Origin of the sequence: Vibrio neptunius, from assembly GCF_000967495.1 — a bacterium.
In the GTDB taxonomy this organism is placed as follows: domain Bacteria; phylum Pseudomonadota; class Gammaproteobacteria; order Enterobacterales; family Vibrionaceae; genus Vibrio; species Vibrio neptunius.
In genome coordinates, this window is record NZ_JXXU01000023.1 from 73,080 (window position 1) to 89,691 (window position 16,612).

Sequence of the window (16,612 nt, forward strand, 5' to 3'; positions counted from 1 at the left end):
CGCTTTAAACCCCTAGTTTCCATCCTAAAGTACGCATCACATCTGAGAACACCCCAGCTGCAGTCACTTCTGTACCCGCACCATAACCACGCAATACTAGTGGAATCGGCTGATAGTAGCGACTGTAGAAGGCCAATGCGTTCTCACCATCTTTTATCTTGTACATAGGATCATTTTCATCAACAGCAGCAATACTCACACGACATTGGCCATCATTGATTTCTCCAACATAACGTAGCACTTTACCATCTTCCGCAGCCTTGGCAGACAACTCTTGGAAGTATGTGTCTGCCTCAGGCAGTCGTGCCATAAATTCATCTACGCTTCCCGAATCATCAAAACCTGGTGGCAATGCTTGATCAACCAGTACGTCTTCCAGCTCTATATTCATGCCGGCTTCACGCGCTAGGATTAATAGCTTACGAGCAACGTCCATACCAGACAGGTCATCACGTGGGTCTGGTTCGGTAAAGCCATTATCTTTAGCAATATTGGTCGCCTGGCTCAGTGTCATACCTTCATCAAGCTTACCGAAGATGTAGGACAGCGAACCAGAAAGAATCCCGCTAAAGCGCTCAAGTTCATCCCCTGCGGAGATAAGATTTTGCAGGTTTTCGATCACTGGCAAACCAGCGCCAACTGTTGTTTCATACATCAACTTGCGACGAGAACTACGAGCAACATCGCGCAATTGATGGTAGTAAGCCATGCTCGACGTATTGGCTTTTTTGTTTGGTGTAACAACGTGGAAGCCCGCGGCTAAGAAATCTGCGTATTGGTTAGCGATAGATTCTGAAGAAGTACAATCCACTAAAACTGGGTTGATAATGTGGTTGCGCTGAACCAATGAAATCAAACGTGCAAGACTAAAGTCTTCAGTTGCGTCGTTTATTCGGTCACGCCAGTGCTCTAAAGGCAGACCTTCACTGTCAAGCAGTAATCCCTTGCTGTTCGCCAAACCACAAACTCTTAGAATGATGCCTTTTTCTGCCAGTTTCGCTTGCTGACGCTGAATTTGATCCACCAGCTCGCCACCAACGCCGCCGACACCGACAACAAATACATCCAAGAAGTGTTTAGAGTTAAACAGGTTCTCATGACACGCTTTTATCGCCTCAGAAATCTTATCTTCAGGAATCACAGCAGAAATCGCACGTTCAGAAGATCCTTGAGCGATGGCCACGATATTGACGTTCACTTCAGCTAGAGAAGAGAAGAATTGAGAAGCGACACCGCGCGAGGTACGCATACCATCACCAACCAGTGTCACAATGGCGACATCGTCCATAAACTCAACTGGCTCAAGAAGACCATCTTTGAGCTCCAACTCGAACGAGTCGCTGAGTGCTTGCTGAGCGATGGCTTTATCTTCCGCTTCAATACAGAAACTGATGCTGTACTCGGAAGAAGACTGAGTGATCAGCACAATAGAAACACCAGCTGAAGACATAGCACCGAATACACGGCTCGCCATTCCGACCATGCCTTTCATACCCGGACCTGAGACATTGACCATGGTCAGGTCACTAAGCGTCGTGATCCCTTTAATTGCTAGGTTATCCTCGCCAGTATCTTGACCAATTAGCGTCCCAGCCCCTTGAGGGTTGAAGCTGTTTTTAATTAAACAAGGAATATGGAACTGAGCGATAGGAGCAATGGTTTTAGGGTGAAGTACAGAAGCACCAAAGTAAGATAGCTCCATCGCTTCTTGATAGCTGAGTGATTTCAGTAGACGCGCATCATCAACCAAGCGTGGGTCACAGTTGTATACACCATCGACATCCGTCCAAATTTCACAGCAATCAGCACGCAAACAGGCTGCTAACACTGCTGCCGAGTAGTCAGAGCCGTTACGCCCGAGAGTGACAAGCTCCCCCTCTTCGTTACCTGCGGTAAAACCTGGCATGATATTGACGTGGCCTTCAGGCAAAGGGTTTTGACGGAAATTCTGGGTAGAGACCTCAACGTCAACCATCGCCTCCAAGTGTTCACCGTTTGCGTAGAGGTATTTCACTGGATCTATAAGGCTAGCTGGTTGACCTTTTGCTTCCAATACCGCTTTCATAAGCTGAATGGATACCCGTTCACCCTTGCTAATGATACGTGCATTAACGTTGTCTGGACACATGCCCAGCAGGTTAATCCCATGTACAAACTGACGCAGTTGAGTCAACGAGGTTTTCACTTGGTTATCATAATCTGAGCCATCAATAGTAGGCAGGACTTGCTTGATATCCTGATACAGATCGCGGAAAGAATCCTCCAACTCAGCGATTTGCAGCTCGGCCTCACCATTTTTCAACGCACCTTCAATCACGGCAACGAGTTTATTTGTTGTTTTTCCGGGCGCAGAGAGAACAACAGCAACCTCTTCTTGCTGAGCATTATTAGCAATAATATCTGCTGCTCGTAAAAAACGATCGGCATCTGCTAATGATGAGCCTCCAAACTTTAAAACACGCATCCCTTCCTCCAAATATCTGTAAATTAGTTATAAAAAAAAGGCCTGTATCTTGTGGGATACAGGCCTTTTTTATGAATTTCTTTCGCTTAGCAGCCTGCCCCAACATGTGTGATGTCGGTAATAATAATGGTTGTGGTCATTACTAAGTGGCTGTGGTTTTGCATAGTTTAATGTTATTGCGATTGTGTGTTTGCTTACCCATACGTTTAACCTATTTATTCAGTATGAGTCAACGAAAAATTTTATTTTTTTTTACACTTCGGTCCCATTGGCTTCTGTGAGCCAGTTCAATAAGTTATGTCACTAGAAAACAAAATGAGTCAAATTGCATATTGATGAGTTCTAGTTTTAGCTGAAAAAGATTCTCCCCGTGCTTTTGTTTTATGCTTTAATTGATCTTGCAGTGGACAGTTAACAATCAAGGAGTGGCAGAATGAAAATAATACTAAGCCTTTTGCTTACTCTTGTTGCGAGCTCGTCAATGGCTACAGAGCTTCCAGCTTTACCATCACAACAAAAAATATCTCCACATAAACTGTTCCTCTCTAGTGAGAGCGAACAACGCGACTTCGACACTTGGAAGATTGATGGCGGTTACTCTTATAACGTGTTTGATAATATCGACTTGTACGTAGGAGCCCGCATTAATCAAGGGAGTCATATCAACGAAAGTGGATTTTTAAGTGGTGTCAGCTATCAGATAACACCGAGGGTCTCAGTAAAAAGTACTCTGCATTCGTACAACGAAGGAAACACGGCAGAGGGGACGGATAAAGTCATAGCGGCAGAAGTCTCTAGTCGCATGAGATTGACAGAAAACCTCGATCTCCACGCCACTCTCGAACATCAAGAGTGGCAACAGGAGCTGGAAGTCGGCATCGGCTTTCGTTTCTAACTCCAGTCCAACAATTCTGTAGAGGTTAACACACCGTTCCAGTCGGCGTAGACGTAGTCCCCAGGCTGGATCATTTGGTTGTGTATCGTCAAAGTCACATTCGTGTCACCCGCCCCACGCTTTTCCGTTTTAAATGGGCTGGTTCCAAGCGCCTTGACTCCCAGTTCCATTTCCGCCATTGCAGCCGCATCACGAATAGCACCATAAACAATCACGCCCTCCCAGTTGTTATCAATCGCTAGGATCGCCAATTGATCACCAAGCAAGGCTTTTTGACAGGAACCGTGCCCGTCGACAATCAGCACTTTGCCTTTCCCGTCATTACTCAAGGTTTCCCTAACTTTAGAGTTGTCGTGGTAGCAGCGAACCGTAACAATTTCTCCCCAAAAGGCACTTCTTTTACCAAAAGTGTGTAAGGGTAAATCCAACGACGTTACTTTCTCTTCATGTTTATCACATATATCTGGTGTTATATCTTTCATTTTCCCTCCATGAATATGGCTTTAATTCCTTATTTGCATCGATACTTCCACTCACCTAAACCGACTTTCATTCCGTCAGCCAAACAAGAGAGCAAAAACAGCTCGTTACCATCAACATAGTAGATGGCATTCTGCTGATATTTACGTCCTAGCAATAGTGCTTGTGACTCATCAATATCGACAGCGAAACTCTCTTCAGCCCAACCAAAACTTTCATCTCCGACTAGCACTTCAACAAAGTAAGTATGGCTAAATTCTTGAGCTAAGTGGCGATTATTTCCTTCATTTTGTTGTTTAGACTGCCACTGACTGGCGGGGTTCCACGCAGTGATAATGGCAAACCGATGACAGTTTGGCGAGCGAGTGAATTTGAAGTAAGGGTCTGAATATGCTTGCCAAATTTGTGCATCAATCATCATATAAACCACAGTTTTACATTTGTTTTAGACTATTAATATTTGTTACATTCGAACTCTTGATGTAAATCAACAAAGTGCATGGAATTAACATTCTGACGTTGTTAGCATGCTGTTAACATTATAGAATCCGCCTCAAAGACTAATAGAACAGTGAGGAAAAGGGACCTCAATAAGCGAATTGGGACCACGGAAGGCGGGCAGTCAAAGAAACAATGTATTTTTACAGTCTTTGGTTTATTATCAACATCACATTACCTGTATGTTAGGTTTTTGCCTAGAATTTATTCTATTAGCACAGTTTTTTCACAAGTTTAGGTACCGCCAATGCAAACCCCGCACATTCTTATTGTTGAAGATGAGCAAGTAACTCGTAACACTCTAAAGAGTATTTTTGAAGCAGAGGGATACGCTGTTTTCGAGGCCAGTGACGGTGAAGAGATGCACCAGGTGCTGTCTGACAACCAAGTAAATCTGGTTATAATGGACATTAACCTGCCGGGCAAAAATGGCCTTCTGCTTGCGCGTGAGCTGCGCGAGCAAGCAAATGTGGCATTAATGTTTCTGACTGGTCGTGACAATGAAGTCGATAAGATCCTCGGACTTGAAATTGGTGCAGATGACTACATTACTAAGCCATTTAATCCTCGCGAGCTAACTATTCGTGCTCGCAATCTGCTGAATCGTTCCATGAGCTCCAGTGTGGTCACGGAAGAAAAACGCAGCGTTGAGAAATACGAATTCAACGGCTGGGTATTGGATATCAATAGCCGTTCACTGGTTAGTCCAGGAGGTGATGGCTACAAACTACCACGTTCTGAGTTCCGTGCTTTGCTTCACTTCTGTGAAAACCCAGGCAAGATCCAGACACGTGCCGACCTGCTTAAGAAGATGACAGGTCGTGAGCTGAAGCCACATGACCGCACGGTAGATGTCACTATCCGTCGTATCCGTAAGCACTTTGAATCAGTCTCAGGTACTCCGGAAATCATCGCGACGATTCACGGTGAAGGTTACCGATTCTGTGGTGATTTAGAAGAGTAACCACCAAGGTAAAGATAAAAAAATGGAGCCAGTAGGCTCCATTTTTTGTTTTATCAGCTATGGCTTAAATGGTATCAACTTATCAGCAAGCTGTGATTCAAGCAGAGCCTAATAACACTCTGCCGGATATTTCTTTAGCCTTTGCCACCTTTGATTGCGTCAATGATCTCAGTCGTTGAACAGCCATCTTCAAAGTTAAGTACTTTCACTTCGCCACCATTAGCAATCACTTCTTTACCACCAGCAATTTCTTCAGGTTTATAGTCTCCGCCTTTTACTAGCAAGTCGGGTAACACTTCAGAGATCAAGCGCTGCGGCGTGTCTTCACCGAAAGGCACCACCCAATCAACCGCACCAAGACCTGCTAATACTGCCATGCGACGATCAGTAGGGTTTACAGGGCGACCTGGGCCTTTAAGGCGTTTTACTGATTCGTCGGTATTGACAGCAACAATCAAGCGATCACCCAGCTCAGCAGCGTGGTTTAGGTAAGAAACATGTCCGGCATGTAGAATATCGAAACAACCGTTGGTCATCACTACCTTCTCGCCTTTCGATTGTGCATTCTTCACAGCATCAATCAGCGCCTGTTCGGTGATAACACCAAAATCAGTGTCTTGGCTGCCATGGACCGCTTCCGCCAGCTCAATAGTCGATACTGTTGATGTACCTAACTTACCTACTACGACGCCTGCTGCTGCGTTTGCCAATGCACAAGCTTCATCAAGCGGTTTACCTGCCGCGACCGATGCAGCAAGGACAGAAATAACCGTATCGCCTGCACCTGTCACGTCATAGACTTCTTTAGCAAGAGTCGGTAAATGGAACGGCTCCTGACCACGACGTAGTAATGTCATACCATGTTCGCTGCGCGTCACGAGTAGAGCTTCAAAGTCGAACTCTTCAATTAGCGCTAAGCCTTTATCGACCAGTTCTTCTTCCGTTTTCACCTGACCAACCACATGCTCAAATTCTGCCATGTTTGGGGTCAGCAACGTCGCACCACGGTAACGTTCAAAGTCCGCACCTTTAGGATCAATAAATACAGGCACTCTAGCAACTCGTGCTTTCTGAATGAACTGTTGAACATGTTCCAATGCACCTTTCGCATAGTCAGACAGAACAACCGACTTTACTTTTGGCAATGCCTGTTCCATACGGTCTAAAATCAGCTCGGCATCGGTGTTTTCAAATTTGTCTTCGAAGTCTAAGCGGATCAGCTGCTGACCACGGCTCAAAACGCGAAGTTTAGTAATGGTTGGATAGTTTGGTAGAGCCACAAAGTCACACTTTACTTTGAGTGCAGACAGCGTCTCATTGAGCACTTTGGCAGGCTCATCAATCCCAGTTAAACCTACGATATGCGCATGGCCGCCTAAAGAAGCAATGTTCATTGCTACGTTAGCTGCACCGCCTGGACGCTCTTCGTTATTTTCTACTTTTACTACAGGAACCGGGGCTTCTGGGGAGATGCGTCCAGTCGGGCCATACCAGTAACGATCAAGCATCACGTCACCGATGATCAATACACCAGAGTCACTATAGTTCGGTAGGATTGGTTTCATTGTGGGTCTCCAAATTCTAATTCGGGCAAGAGTTTAACACAGGGGATAAGGACCCTAAACCTATTCTAGCCACTCCAGCCAAAGCGCTTTAACAAGCTCTCGCTCTTTGGTCAGCTTTTCTTCAGCTACATCCGCATCAAGATTGAGCAAATTGCGATGATGGATTTGATCACGCATCGTTGTGTATGCCTCAGTCAACGCCATTGCAGGGGCTTCATCCAGAATGCCTTGTGACATCATGGATTCAAAGATTCGGACGTTATCACTCCAACGAGTCAGTTTAGGCTTATCTTGGCTGTATCTTAAGACCAGATATTGGGCAAGAAATTCCACATCTGTGATACCTCCGGGGTCTTGCTTAAGCATAAAACGACCTAATTTTTTTCCACCCAGATGTTCACGCATTTTCACTCGCATTTCAGCCACATCCTTTTTGAGCTTTGATTCCTCTCGCGCCAAACTCAAAATATCATGCCGTGTTTGAGAAAATGCCTGTTGTAGAGGTTGATCACCGTAGATCATCCGTGCTCTGACTAACGCTTGGTGCTCCCATGTCCAGGCTTCATTATGCTGGTATTCATCAAATGCATCTGCCGGGCTCACTAATAAGCCTGAAGCTCCGGATGGGCGCAGGCGAGTATCTGCTTCGTATAAGATGCCTGATGCTGTTCTCGTTGAGAATATATGGATGATACGCTGCGCCAAACGTAAGTAAAACTGACGACCATCAATCTCTTTTTTGCCATCAGTATAAGTATGAACAGGGCAATCATGCATAAAGACGATATCTAGGTCTGAGTTATAGCCCAATTCCCACCCGCCGACTTTGCCATAGCCAATCACAGCAAAACCTCGGCCATCTCTGTCTTTAATATGCGTTGGCTCACCATATTTCTCCACCATTTGCAGCCATGCTTGATTCACCACAGACTCCACAATCGCTTCAGCGAGGTAAGTTAGGTGATCACTGACTTTCATGACAGGTAGCACTCCTGCTATGTCTGCAGCAGCGATACGCAAAATACAGATCTGCTTAAACTGACGCAGTGCTTCCATCTGTTGCTCCATATCGTCTTCCGGGATACGAGCGAGGAAGTCACGCAGTTCAGTGCGGTAGCTTTCCAGTGGTACGGGATTGTATAACTGCTGAGGGTCAATCAACTCATCAAGCAGAATTGGATAACGACCAAGTTGTTCCGAGATCATCGGGCTTGCAGTACATAAACGAACGAGCTGGACCAGTGCCGCTTGGTGTTCGTCTAGTAGCTCTAAATACGTGGTTCGAGTGACAATCTTATGCAATAAATGCAAAACGCGCGGCAGGCCAAACTTGGCATCTTGATGGCTATAAATGGCCGAGAAGATCTTAGGCATCAGCTTGTTAAGCACTTCACGGCCACGCGGACCGAGGGTTTTCTTAGCCAAATCTTGCTTAAATTGGATAATGGTTTGCGCCATTTGCTGCGGATCATCGGCTTGAATATCATGCTCTAAGATATGCACAATGACGTCTTGTTTGGCTGCCATATCCCACAGCTCGGTAAAGTGCTTGGCAATATCTTGCTGATCTTCCTCTTCCTCACCGATCAAAGTGGCAAAAACAGCGTGAACATTGGCCATATGTTGTTGAACATCAGCAATAAGCTCTGGCCACTGGCTATAGCCCATCGCCACCGCTAACTTAAGCTGTTCAGTCTCCAATTCCGGCAAGGTCTGAGTTTGCTTGTCTGCCATCGCCTGCAACAAATTCTCAAGTCTACGCAAGAATTTATACGATAGCTTAAGCTGGCTGACTTCTTCACTAGTAAGCTGTTCTAACTCTTCAATCGCGTCGAGGGTCACCAACAACCCGCGTTGACGCAGATTCGGCTCACGGCCACCCCGAATCAACTGGAATACCTGTGCGATAAACTCAATTTCACGAATTCCGCCCGCACCGAGTTTAATATTGTTACTTAACCCACGTCGACGAACTTCGCTGCTGATCATCGACTTCATACGTCTCAGAGATTGAATCGCGCTGAAGTCAATATAGCGGCGGAAAACGAACGGACGCAACATCTGACGCAGTTCTTGATACTGTGGGTACATTTCCCTCCCCATCACTCGCGCTTTAATCATCGCATAACGCTCCCAGTCACGTCCTTGCTCTTGATAATAATCCTCTAATGCAGCGTAGCTCATCACCAAAGGTCCACTGTCACCGAAAGGACGCAAGCGCATGTCAACACGATAGCAGAAGCCATCAAAAGTCTGCTGGTCAAGGGCCTTAATGATCCTTTGACCTAAACGAGTAAAGAACTGAGCATTAGCAAGACTACGACGTGTTCCTTGAGTTTCACCGTTCTCGGGATAAGTAAAAATCAGATCGATGTCAGAGGAGAAGTTCAGTTCGCCGCCACCAAGTTTCCCCATACCAATGATCAGCATTGGCTGTGCCTCACCGGCTTCATTGCAAGGCGTCCCCCACAAATCACAGCACGCTTTGTATTGCCACTGGTAAGTTTCAAAGATCACCGCTTCTGCTAGTTGAGACAAATGCTCTAGACTCTGTTCAAGCGCCCAGCTACCAACAAAATCTTTCCACGCAATATAAGCCATCTCGCGATTGCGAAACTGCCTTAAGACTCTATGGCCTTGCATTTCATCACTACACTCTGCCAGTAAACCTGCTAGACGCTGTCGATATGTTTCGTGTCGAGATTCTAACTCCAACATCTCTGGCAAATGTTGATGCAAATACTCATCTTGCTGAACAGTATCGACAATAAACTGGCTCAATCCGGCCACATAACTGAGTTCCTTGCGGCGACACTCAGGCCATTCCTGAATGGCCTGATATTGCAGTAGGGACTCTAAAGCAATCTGAGAAACAGAAGCAAGACTCGCGGGCAGTTGCATGGCTCTTCCTTGGGTCAATAAATTCGTTGATAGGGATTTATACCAATAAAAAACGCCCACTAACAATGAGTGGGCGCTTATTCGTACTATTATGATGCTCAGACTTTAAAGGATGTGATCTTGGCATCCAGAGCTTCGGCATTCTTCTGCATGATCTCTGACGTTTCAAGCAGTTCAGATACCACGGTCACCGACGCCTCGACTAACTCACGGACGTTCGTCAGGTTCTGATTCATCTCTCCAGCAACACTGCTTTGCTGACCAGCCGCTGTCGCAATCTGGAAATTCATATCATTGATTTGCTTCACTTGCACCACGATTCCATCCAATTCACTCCCAGCATTGGTGACTAACTCCACACCTTCGGCAGCTTCAACCACACTTTGCTCCATAAGCTCAACTGCTGAAGTGGCGCTGGATTGTAACTGGGTGATCATGTCCTGAATTTCTACCGTCGCATTCTGAGTACGCTGCGCCAAACTGCGAACTTCATCCGCAACGACGGCAAATCCACGACCAGCTTCACCAGCGCGAGCAGCCTCAATCGCTGCATTCAAGGCTAACAAGTTCGTTTGTTCAGAAATACTTTGAATCGTTCCGACAACACTGCCTATCGACTCCACACTCTCTTCGACCTGATTCACTGCTTGTGCAGAAGCGGAAATATCTTTCGATAGCTGGCTAATCTTATGAACAGTTCCCTGAACAAAACGCTGGCCGCTTTCCGCCTGACCAGAAGCATTTTCTGTTAAAGAAGATGCGCTCTGAGCGTGATCAGCCACGGTTTGTACAGTAGATGACATTTCGCTCATTGCCGTCGCCAGTTGGTCGATCTCATGAAACTCTTCTTGTGCTGACTCTTTTGTTTCCGACATGCTCAATGTCATAACTTCTGTCAGACCTGCTAATTCCTGTGACGCATCAATTTGTAGCTTGATCATTTCCTGCAACTGCATTCTCGTCTTTTCTAATTCACGAGCTACATCGCCATATTCATCCTTACAATCCATCTCAATAGCTACCGATAAGTTGCGGTCCGCCATTAACTTGATCGAATCACTCAGATATTGTGTTTGACGCAGCATGATACGTGCAGCAAAAAGAAGTAGAACGACAAATACTATGATCATGATCGCTGTCTGCCATGCAACTTGCACCATGTATGCCTCATAGTGCTTCTGAGCAACCTGAGCATTTTGAGTAGCCGCGAGCAGAGCGTTATAGAAGGTACTTGCATCCCATAATTGTTTGGCGATGATCAAAATGGTACTGAACACCATCAAGAGCACCATTTTGGGAACGAGGCGAATATCCGTTATCACGCGCTCCCATGGCTTAAATGCCATCTTGGTCATTGTTAGTTCTCCGCTAAGTCTTATATATTTGTTGTTATTCCTGATAGCAGTCAGGACGATGTAAACTTCCGCTCGTTACTATCGGTAGATAGCGAATATGTATTTATTTAGAGCCTCGTATGAATAGAAATGATATCAAATCTGATACAAAACCAATGAGCTTGCTGTCACTAATTCTGTCATTTATGGCGCTGTTTGTGATATCTGGTTTGCTGTTCTTCCCACTTAGTACTCAAACACGCCAAGTCTTTATCGGCTTAGACTTTATTATCTGTAGTGTCTTTCTTCTCCAGTTGAGCATAGACTTGATCCGCTCAACAGATCGTATGCAATTTATGAAACGACACTGGATCGACTTCCTTGCCAGTATCCCAATGATCGAGCCATTGCGCTTTGCTCGCCTGTTCCATATCTTGCGCGTGATTCTGGTCATTCGCTCCAGTAATTTCCTTATCAAACAGCTGTTAGTCAATCGTCGTGAAACTACTCTAGCTTCTATTTTGCTGCTGATGGTAGTCTTACTCACTCTAGGCTCAAGCATGATGTTGTTTGTGGAAGGCAAATCTCCAGATGCCAATATCCAAACTGGAGGAGACGCCATGTGGTGGGCACTGGTGACCATTTCAACAGTAGGCTACGGTGATCACTTCCCTGTCACTGATGCAGGAAAGATCCTCGCCTCTGGGCTTATCATTTGTGGCGTGGGCATTTTTGGTATGATTTCAGGTTTAATCACCTCATTGCTCACCTCACCAACAGAGGTTCAAGCTAAGCGTTCCGAGAACAAAGAACGTCTACTTCTAGAATTGGTTGCAAAACAGGACGAAATCCTAAAGAGGCTCGATAGGCTGGAACAACAAAATCAACAAAAACGGGAGCCCTAAGGCTCCCGCTTCAATAGTCATAAATGGATTAATCTTGCCAGTATGGTTCTGCTTCGATGCAGATCACACGAGTCTGTTCCATAGCATGAAGAATGGAACCTTCCTGACGCGACAACCAACGCTGTAGCTGCTCTTTCTCGTCTCCTTCGAGCTTATCGACCATATTGCCTAGTGTGCGAAGTTTAATCAGATCATCAATGCCATGAAGTAAGTCACTCCATGGTACGCGAAAGTTGTTGCGCTCTTCGAAATCAAACAGGCTAGCAAAGCTCACACCAGTATAAAGGTTTCGCCTCAAACGATATTGCTGATCGATGTAATCCTGACTATTTAAAGACCGTTCAGGTGGGAAAGCTTCCATTAATTCGGCCCAAGTACGGTCAAGTTGCTTAATAGAGAAAGGTTCAATCGTCAGCGCCATCTTATCACGCGCCTTATCATCAAGAAATGGCTGCCAACCACGTGTTAAAATCCAACGGCTTAAGTCAAGTAGAAGAGCGGTATATCTGGCGGAATTGAGAAGCGTCAGTATCTCAGCGCGATCCGGCAACGCTTCCTGGACGACTTTGAGCTCACCAACCAAAAACTTACGCGCATCAAGTTTACGCAACGCATGGCCCTTATCATCTAGGAGTGCTTCGAGGTAATCATAATCATTCAACCACTCTAAGCCCTGTTCAAGCCACTTGAGTTCCTGACGAACCAACGCGCTCGCTCGGCGTGGCACCACACTACCATATACTGTAAGAACCTGGCGGATAAAACTGATGGCATTCCTAATTTCATGCAAAGCATCAATAGATTCTCGCTCAGCATAAATTTGCTCATGATAATGCCAATGAGAAAGTCCATGTTCTAAAGAATTAACAAAGCAAGACTCGACACTGTCATGCTTGTCTGTACTCACCAAGGCAATAGGTTTAACGTCATCTCCAGTATAGCCACTCGCAAGACGATAACCTTTTGCTGCTTTGCTAAGGTTACCTAATCGCATCCCGCCTTCTTCAGAAAAACAACGCGCTAATGTAAACAATGCATCAGTTTGACCGGACTTTAGTTCCAGCTCCACTTCGCAAATAGGGTCTTCTTTGTCACCAGATTCGACTTTGCCTTGATCAAACGCTACTTCAATCTGGCTGCCATCAGGCATCGCAATCAACCACTGTTCCCGTGTGAAGTTAGTCGAAAAAAGCGGAACAAGTTCCGACTGGAGCGTTTCAGTATCTTTACCTATCGGCCAGATATCAGAAGGATGGAGAGAAAGAAGCGGATTATTGCTGTGATGTTCAGCATTAAACTCAGGTCGTTGGTGTAATCCTGCTACCACACGTCCGGAAGTCTTGACCGTCTGGACATACACATCGTCAAAACGACGGATTCTCAAACCAATGTCATGCTGACGTAACCAATTGTCGGGAGTATCGAAGTAGGTATTCCCTAACTCACGACAGCTATGCTGAAGTACTTTCTCTTGAGCAATCTTTTTTCGTAAAGTATTTGAAAAATCAGGAGAAACAAAAAACTTCAGTTCTATCTCGGTTTCCATAGTTATACCTTTTAAAGCAGATACAAACAGGATATTGCCAATTTTCGTACTGGGCAAGAAAGAAATATCACAGCAATGATGATCTAAAACAGTTTTAATGATGGATTTAATGCGTTACCATGCGCGCCTTTATAGCCATCGTTCAACATTTCACCATGAATGGTGTATGTTATTTTTAGGTTATATTAATTAGGTTGACTGACCATGCCAGTAAATACAATTATGGGGTTATTTGCAAAGTCCCCTATTAAGCCTTTGCAGCGCCACGTAGTGTGTGTCAACGAATGTTGTTCTCACCTAGTTAACTTTTTTGAAGTAAGTTCAAAGGGTGACTGGGAGAAAGCTTCAGAAATTCGTGCACAGATTTCTCATCTTGAGAAAGAAGCTGACGTACTTAAGCGCGAAATTCGCCTTAAACTTCCTCGCGGTTTGTTTATGCCAGTAGATCGTAGCGACATGCTTGAACTACTGACTCAGCAAGACAAACTGGCAAACCTCGCAAAAGATATTGCTGGCCGTGTCTACGGTCGTCAATTGACTATCCCAGAGCCTCTCCAAGAAAACTTCATTGCGTATGTTAAACGTTGTCTCGACGCAGCAAATCAGGCGCAAAAAGTCATCAATGAGCTCGATGAGTTATTGGAAACTGGATTTAAAGGCCGTGAAGTGACACTTGTGGCTGAAATGATCCATCAACTGGATGTGATTGAGGACGATACAGACGCGATGCAGATTCAGCTTCGTCAACAACTGATGGCGGTTGAAAACGATCTGAATCCGATCGATGTCATGTTCCTCTATAAGATTCTTGAATGGGTAGGTGGCATAGCTGATCAGGCGCAACGTGTTGGTGCGCGTCTTGAGCTAATGTTGTCTCGCTCATAAATAAATAAGTTAACCAAATAACGAAGAGCATCTTAATAGCACTCCCCTTATAAGCGTAAAAAATGAAACGCTGAAGGGGTTTTGTCGTGCCTAATTTGCTCCGCTTGTTATCAACAACTAGGTATTACGATGGATATCCTTGCGAACTACGGCACTGTCCTGATTATTATTGCAGCAGTTTTTGGCTTTATGATGGCGATTGGTATTGGCGCGAATGATGTAGCCAATGCGATGGGTACATCAGTGGGTTCTAAAGCACTGACTGTAAAACAAGCGATCATTATCGCGATGATTTTTGAATTTGCAGGGGCATACCTTGCAGGCGGTGAGGTCACTGACACCATCCGTAAAGGCGTCATCGAAACGTCACTCTTTGCCAGTCAACCGGACGTACTTGTCTTCGGCATGATGTCAGCACTACTTGCAGCTGGTACTTGGCTTCTTCTCGCTTCTTATATGGGCTGGCCCGTTTCGACCACTCACTCAATCATTGGTGCCATCATTGGTTTCGCCTGTGTCTCTGTAGGTACAGAAGCGGTTGATTGGGGATCAGTCAAAGGCATAGTCGGTAGCTGGATTATTACTCCGGTCATCTCAGGTTTCTTTGCCTATGTAATTTTCGTTAGCGCCCAGCGTCTCATTTTTGATACCGAAAAGCCTCTCTTCAACGCGAAACGGTTTGTACCTGTCTACATGTTCATTACTACGATGGTGATTGCACTGGTCACCATCAAGAAAGGCCTAAAGCATGTTGGCCTCCACCTTACTGATGGTGAAGCGTGGGTATGGGCGGCGGCAGTATCTGCCTTAGTCATGGCTGGAGGCTACTTCTACATTCAGAAGAAATTCTCAAGCCGAGAAGACGATCACGGCTTTGCAGGCGTAGAAGGCATCTTCAGCGTACTTATGGTTATCACTGCGTGTGCGATGGCATTCGCTCACGGTTCAAACGACGTTGCTAACGCCATCGGTCCTTTATCTGCGGTAGTTTCTACAATTGAGCACATGGGTGAAATCACAACTAAGAGCGCTATCGCTTGGTGGATTCTACCTCTTGGTGGTTTGGGTATTGTTGTCGGTCTGGCAACGCTTGGTCACAAAGTCATGGCAACAGTTGGTACTGGTATAACTGAACTAACACCGAGCCGTGGCTTTGCCGCTCAGCTAGCAACAGCATGTACCGTTGTACTGGCCTCTGGTACTGGATTACCAATATCTACCACTCAAACGCTAGTTGGTGCGGTTCTGGGTGTCGGCTTTGCTCGCGGTATTGCTGCACTCAACCTAGGTGTAGTACGCAACATCGTTGCATCATGGATTGTAACTTTGCCAGCTGGTGCACTCTTAGCGGTTGTATTCTTCTACGCAATTCAAGCTATGTTCATCTGATAAGCAAGTCAATGACGTGTTAACTCACTGTCATTATTGACTCAAATCCACAGAAAGGGAGGCTTAGCCTCCCTTCTTTGTTGCAGTGACTGGGGAAACTACTTACTATTTGGCATTAGCAAGTTATAGACACAAGACTGTTAAAGGATTTACCGTGAAAAAACTGGTTTGCTTCGTTCTAGCATCAATGCTCGCTGTTCCAGCAGCAATGGCTCAAGATCGATACATTTCTGATAAGCTATTTACCTACATGCACTCTGGTCCTAGCAACCAATTCCGCATCATCGGCAGTGTCGATGCTGGTGACAAAGTGAAGCAACTTTCAACCAACCGCGATACTGGCTACACCCAGATTGAAGATGCCAAAGGTCGCAAGGGCTGGATAGAGAGCCGTTTCGTCACAAGACAAGAAAGTATGGCGCTTCGTCTGCCTAAACTAGAAAAAGAACTGGTCGATGTTAAGGGCAAACTTGCGAATGCACGCTCTAGCGCGGACCAGGAAAAAGCAGGGTTGGCAGATTCACTGGAAAACCGAAATCGTCAAATTGCTGATCTTGAGAAGAGCTATGGTGAAATCAGTCAACAACTGACGGCTTCACAGGAAGAAGTTCGTAACCTACGTGCCAAACTGGACACTCAGAAAGATGATTTACTACTGAAGTACTTTATGTACGGCGGTGGCGTAGCGGGTATTGGATTGCTGTTTGGCCTGATCTTGCCACACATTATTCCACGTAAAAAACGCTCTCCATCGGGCTGGGCCTAAATACAGAATATAAAAAAGGT

Annotated in this window: 14 protein-coding genes and 1 other annotated feature; of the genes, 6 read left to right on the forward strand and 8 right to left on the reverse strand. The window is 45.5% G+C overall.

What is annotated here, in order from left to right; translation table 11 throughout:
- Positions 1 to 4: 4 nt before the first annotated feature.
- Both thrA and thrL read right to left on the reverse strand, forming a co-directional pair.
- Complete coding sequence (gene thrA / locus TW84_RS09255; RefSeq protein WP_045975376.1) at positions 5 to 2,464, reverse strand: bifunctional aspartate kinase/homoserine dehydrogenase I; 2,460 nt, start codon at positions 2,462 to 2,464, stop codon at positions 5 to 7.
- A gap of 31 nt (positions 2,465 to 2,495) precedes the next feature.
- Positions 2,496 to 2,615, reverse strand: a sequence feature (Thr leader region).
- Positions 2,551 to 2,628 (reverse strand): thr operon leader peptide, encoded by a 78-nt coding sequence (gene thrL / locus TW84_RS25315; protein WP_080555901.1) that lies wholly within the window; start codon positions 2,626 to 2,628, stop codon positions 2,551 to 2,553. It overlaps the preceding feature by 65 nt.
- 269 nt (positions 2,629 to 2,897) lie before the next feature.
- On the opposite strand from thrL, the gene TW84_RS09260 reads away from it, so the two are divergent.
- A complete protein-coding gene (locus TW84_RS09260; RefSeq protein WP_045975377.1) occupies positions 2,898 to 3,359 on the forward strand; it encodes a hypothetical protein in 462 nt (153 codons plus the stop codon).
- Here TW84_RS09260 and TW84_RS09265 read toward each other — a convergent pair.
- Positions 3,356 to 3,841, reverse strand: a complete 486-nt coding sequence (locus TW84_RS09265; protein ID WP_045975378.1) for a putative 4-hydroxy-4-methyl-2-oxoglutarate aldolase — start codon at positions 3,839 to 3,841, stop codon at positions 3,356 to 3,358. The genes TW84_RS09260 and TW84_RS09265 overlap by 4 nt on opposite strands.
- A gap of 29 nt (positions 3,842 to 3,870) precedes the next feature.
- On the reverse strand, positions 3,871 to 4,260 hold the full coding sequence (locus tag TW84_RS09270) for a DUF3293 domain-containing protein (protein ID WP_045975379.1): 390 nt from the start codon (positions 4,258 to 4,260) through the stop codon (positions 3,871 to 3,873).
- A 324-nt stretch (positions 4,261 to 4,584) separates the two neighbouring features.
- On the opposite strand from TW84_RS09270, the gene arcA reads away from it, so the two are divergent.
- The gene (gene arcA / locus TW84_RS09275; RefSeq protein ID WP_045975380.1) at positions 4,585 to 5,301 is read left to right on the forward strand and encodes a two-component system response regulator ArcA; all 717 of its coding nucleotides are present in this window, start codon (positions 4,585 to 4,587) and stop codon (positions 5,299 to 5,301) included.
- A 134-nt stretch (positions 5,302 to 5,435) separates the two neighbouring features.
- Here the strand turns inward: arcA and hldE are convergent, their stop codons facing one another.
- The 3 genes from hldE to TW84_RS09290 form a co-directional block, all read right to left on the reverse strand.
- Positions 5,436 to 6,866, reverse strand: a complete 1,431-nt coding sequence (hldE, locus tag TW84_RS09280) for a bifunctional D-glycero-beta-D-manno-heptose-7-phosphate kinase/D-glycero-beta-D-manno-heptose 1-phosphate adenylyltransferase HldE (RefSeq protein ID WP_045975381.1) — start codon at positions 6,864 to 6,866, stop codon at positions 5,436 to 5,438.
- Positions 6,867 to 6,926: 60 nt separating this feature from the next.
- The gene (glnE, locus tag TW84_RS09285; protein WP_045975382.1) at positions 6,927 to 9,767 is read right to left on the reverse strand and encodes a bifunctional [glutamate--ammonia ligase]-adenylyl-L-tyrosine phosphorylase/[glutamate--ammonia-ligase] adenylyltransferase; all 2,841 of its coding nucleotides are present in this window, start codon (positions 9,765 to 9,767) and stop codon (positions 6,927 to 6,929) included.
- Positions 9,768 to 9,865: 98 nt separating this feature from the next.
- The gene (locus tag TW84_RS09290; RefSeq protein ID WP_045975383.1) at positions 9,866 to 11,122 is read right to left on the reverse strand and encodes a methyl-accepting chemotaxis protein; all 1,257 of its coding nucleotides are present in this window, start codon (positions 11,120 to 11,122) and stop codon (positions 9,866 to 9,868) included.
- A 119-nt stretch (positions 11,123 to 11,241) separates the two neighbouring features.
- Here TW84_RS09290 and TW84_RS09295 point away from each other — a divergent pair, with 119 nt between their 5' ends.
- Complete coding sequence (locus TW84_RS09295; protein ID WP_045975384.1) at positions 11,242 to 12,006, forward strand: potassium channel family protein; 765 nt, start codon at positions 11,242 to 11,244, stop codon at positions 12,004 to 12,006.
- A 28-nt stretch (positions 12,007 to 12,034) separates the two neighbouring features.
- Here TW84_RS09295 and TW84_RS09300 read toward each other — a convergent pair whose 3' ends face one another.
- Positions 12,035 to 13,552, reverse strand: a complete 1,518-nt coding sequence (locus TW84_RS09300; RefSeq protein ID WP_045975385.1) for a CYTH and CHAD domain-containing protein — start codon at positions 13,550 to 13,552, stop codon at positions 12,035 to 12,037.
- 204 nt (positions 13,553 to 13,756) lie between these two features.
- Here TW84_RS09300 and TW84_RS09305 point away from each other — a divergent pair, with 204 nt between their 5' ends.
- The 3 genes from TW84_RS09305 to TW84_RS09315 all read left to right on the forward strand — a co-directional run bounded on the left by TW84_RS09305 (position 13,757) and on the right by TW84_RS09315 (position 16,592).
- Entirely contained in the window at positions 13,757 to 14,437 is a 681-nt protein-coding gene (locus tag TW84_RS09305; RefSeq protein ID WP_029236343.1) for a TIGR00153 family protein, read from the forward strand.
- A 129-nt stretch (positions 14,438 to 14,566) separates the two neighbouring features.
- The gene (locus TW84_RS09310) at positions 14,567 to 15,826 is read left to right on the forward strand and encodes an inorganic phosphate transporter (RefSeq protein WP_045975386.1); all 1,260 of its coding nucleotides are present in this window, start codon (positions 14,567 to 14,569) and stop codon (positions 15,824 to 15,826) included.
- A 154-nt stretch (positions 15,827 to 15,980) separates the two neighbouring features.
- Positions 15,981 to 16,592, forward strand: a complete 612-nt coding sequence (locus tag TW84_RS09315; protein ID WP_045975387.1) for a TIGR04211 family SH3 domain-containing protein — start codon at positions 15,981 to 15,983, stop codon at positions 16,590 to 16,592.
- Positions 16,593 to 16,612: the final 20 nt, after the last annotated feature.

Coding starts and splice junctions, on each gene's coding strand:
- thrA (WP_045975376.1), bottom strand. CDS start 2,464: ATGCGTGTTTTAAAGTTTGGAGGCTCATCATTAGCAGATGCCGATCGT.
- thrL (WP_080555901.1), bottom strand. CDS start 2,628: ATGCAAAACCACAGCCACTTAGTAATGACCACAACCATTATTATTACC.
- TW84_RS09260 (WP_045975377.1), top strand. CDS start 2,898: ATGAAAATAATACTAAGCCTTTTGCTTACTCTTGTTGCGAGCTCGTCA.
- TW84_RS09265 (WP_045975378.1), bottom strand. CDS start 3,841: ATGAAAGATATAACACCAGATATATGTGATAAACATGAAGAGAAAGTA.
- TW84_RS09270 (WP_045975379.1), bottom strand. CDS start 4,260: ATGATGATTGATGCACAAATTTGGCAAGCATATTCAGACCCTTACTTC.
- arcA (WP_045975380.1), top strand. CDS start 4,585: ATGCAAACCCCGCACATTCTTATTGTTGAAGATGAGCAAGTAACTCGT.
- hldE (WP_045975381.1), bottom strand. CDS start 6,866: ATGAAACCAATCCTACCGAACTATAGTGACTCTGGTGTATTGATCATC.
- glnE (WP_045975382.1), bottom strand. CDS start 9,767: ATGCAACTGCCCGCGAGTCTTGCTTCTGTTTCTCAGATTGCTTTAGAG.
- TW84_RS09290 (WP_045975383.1), bottom strand. CDS start 11,122: ATGACCAAGATGGCATTTAAGCCATGGGAGCGCGTGATAACGGATATT.
- TW84_RS09295 (WP_045975384.1), top strand. CDS start 11,242: ATGAATAGAAATGATATCAAATCTGATACAAAACCAATGAGCTTGCTG.
- TW84_RS09300 (WP_045975385.1), bottom strand. CDS start 13,552: ATGGAAACCGAGATAGAACTGAAGTTTTTTGTTTCTCCTGATTTTTCA.
- TW84_RS09305 (WP_029236343.1), top strand. CDS start 13,757: ATGCCAGTAAATACAATTATGGGGTTATTTGCAAAGTCCCCTATTAAG.
- TW84_RS09310 (WP_045975386.1), top strand. CDS start 14,567: ATGGATATCCTTGCGAACTACGGCACTGTCCTGATTATTATTGCAGCA.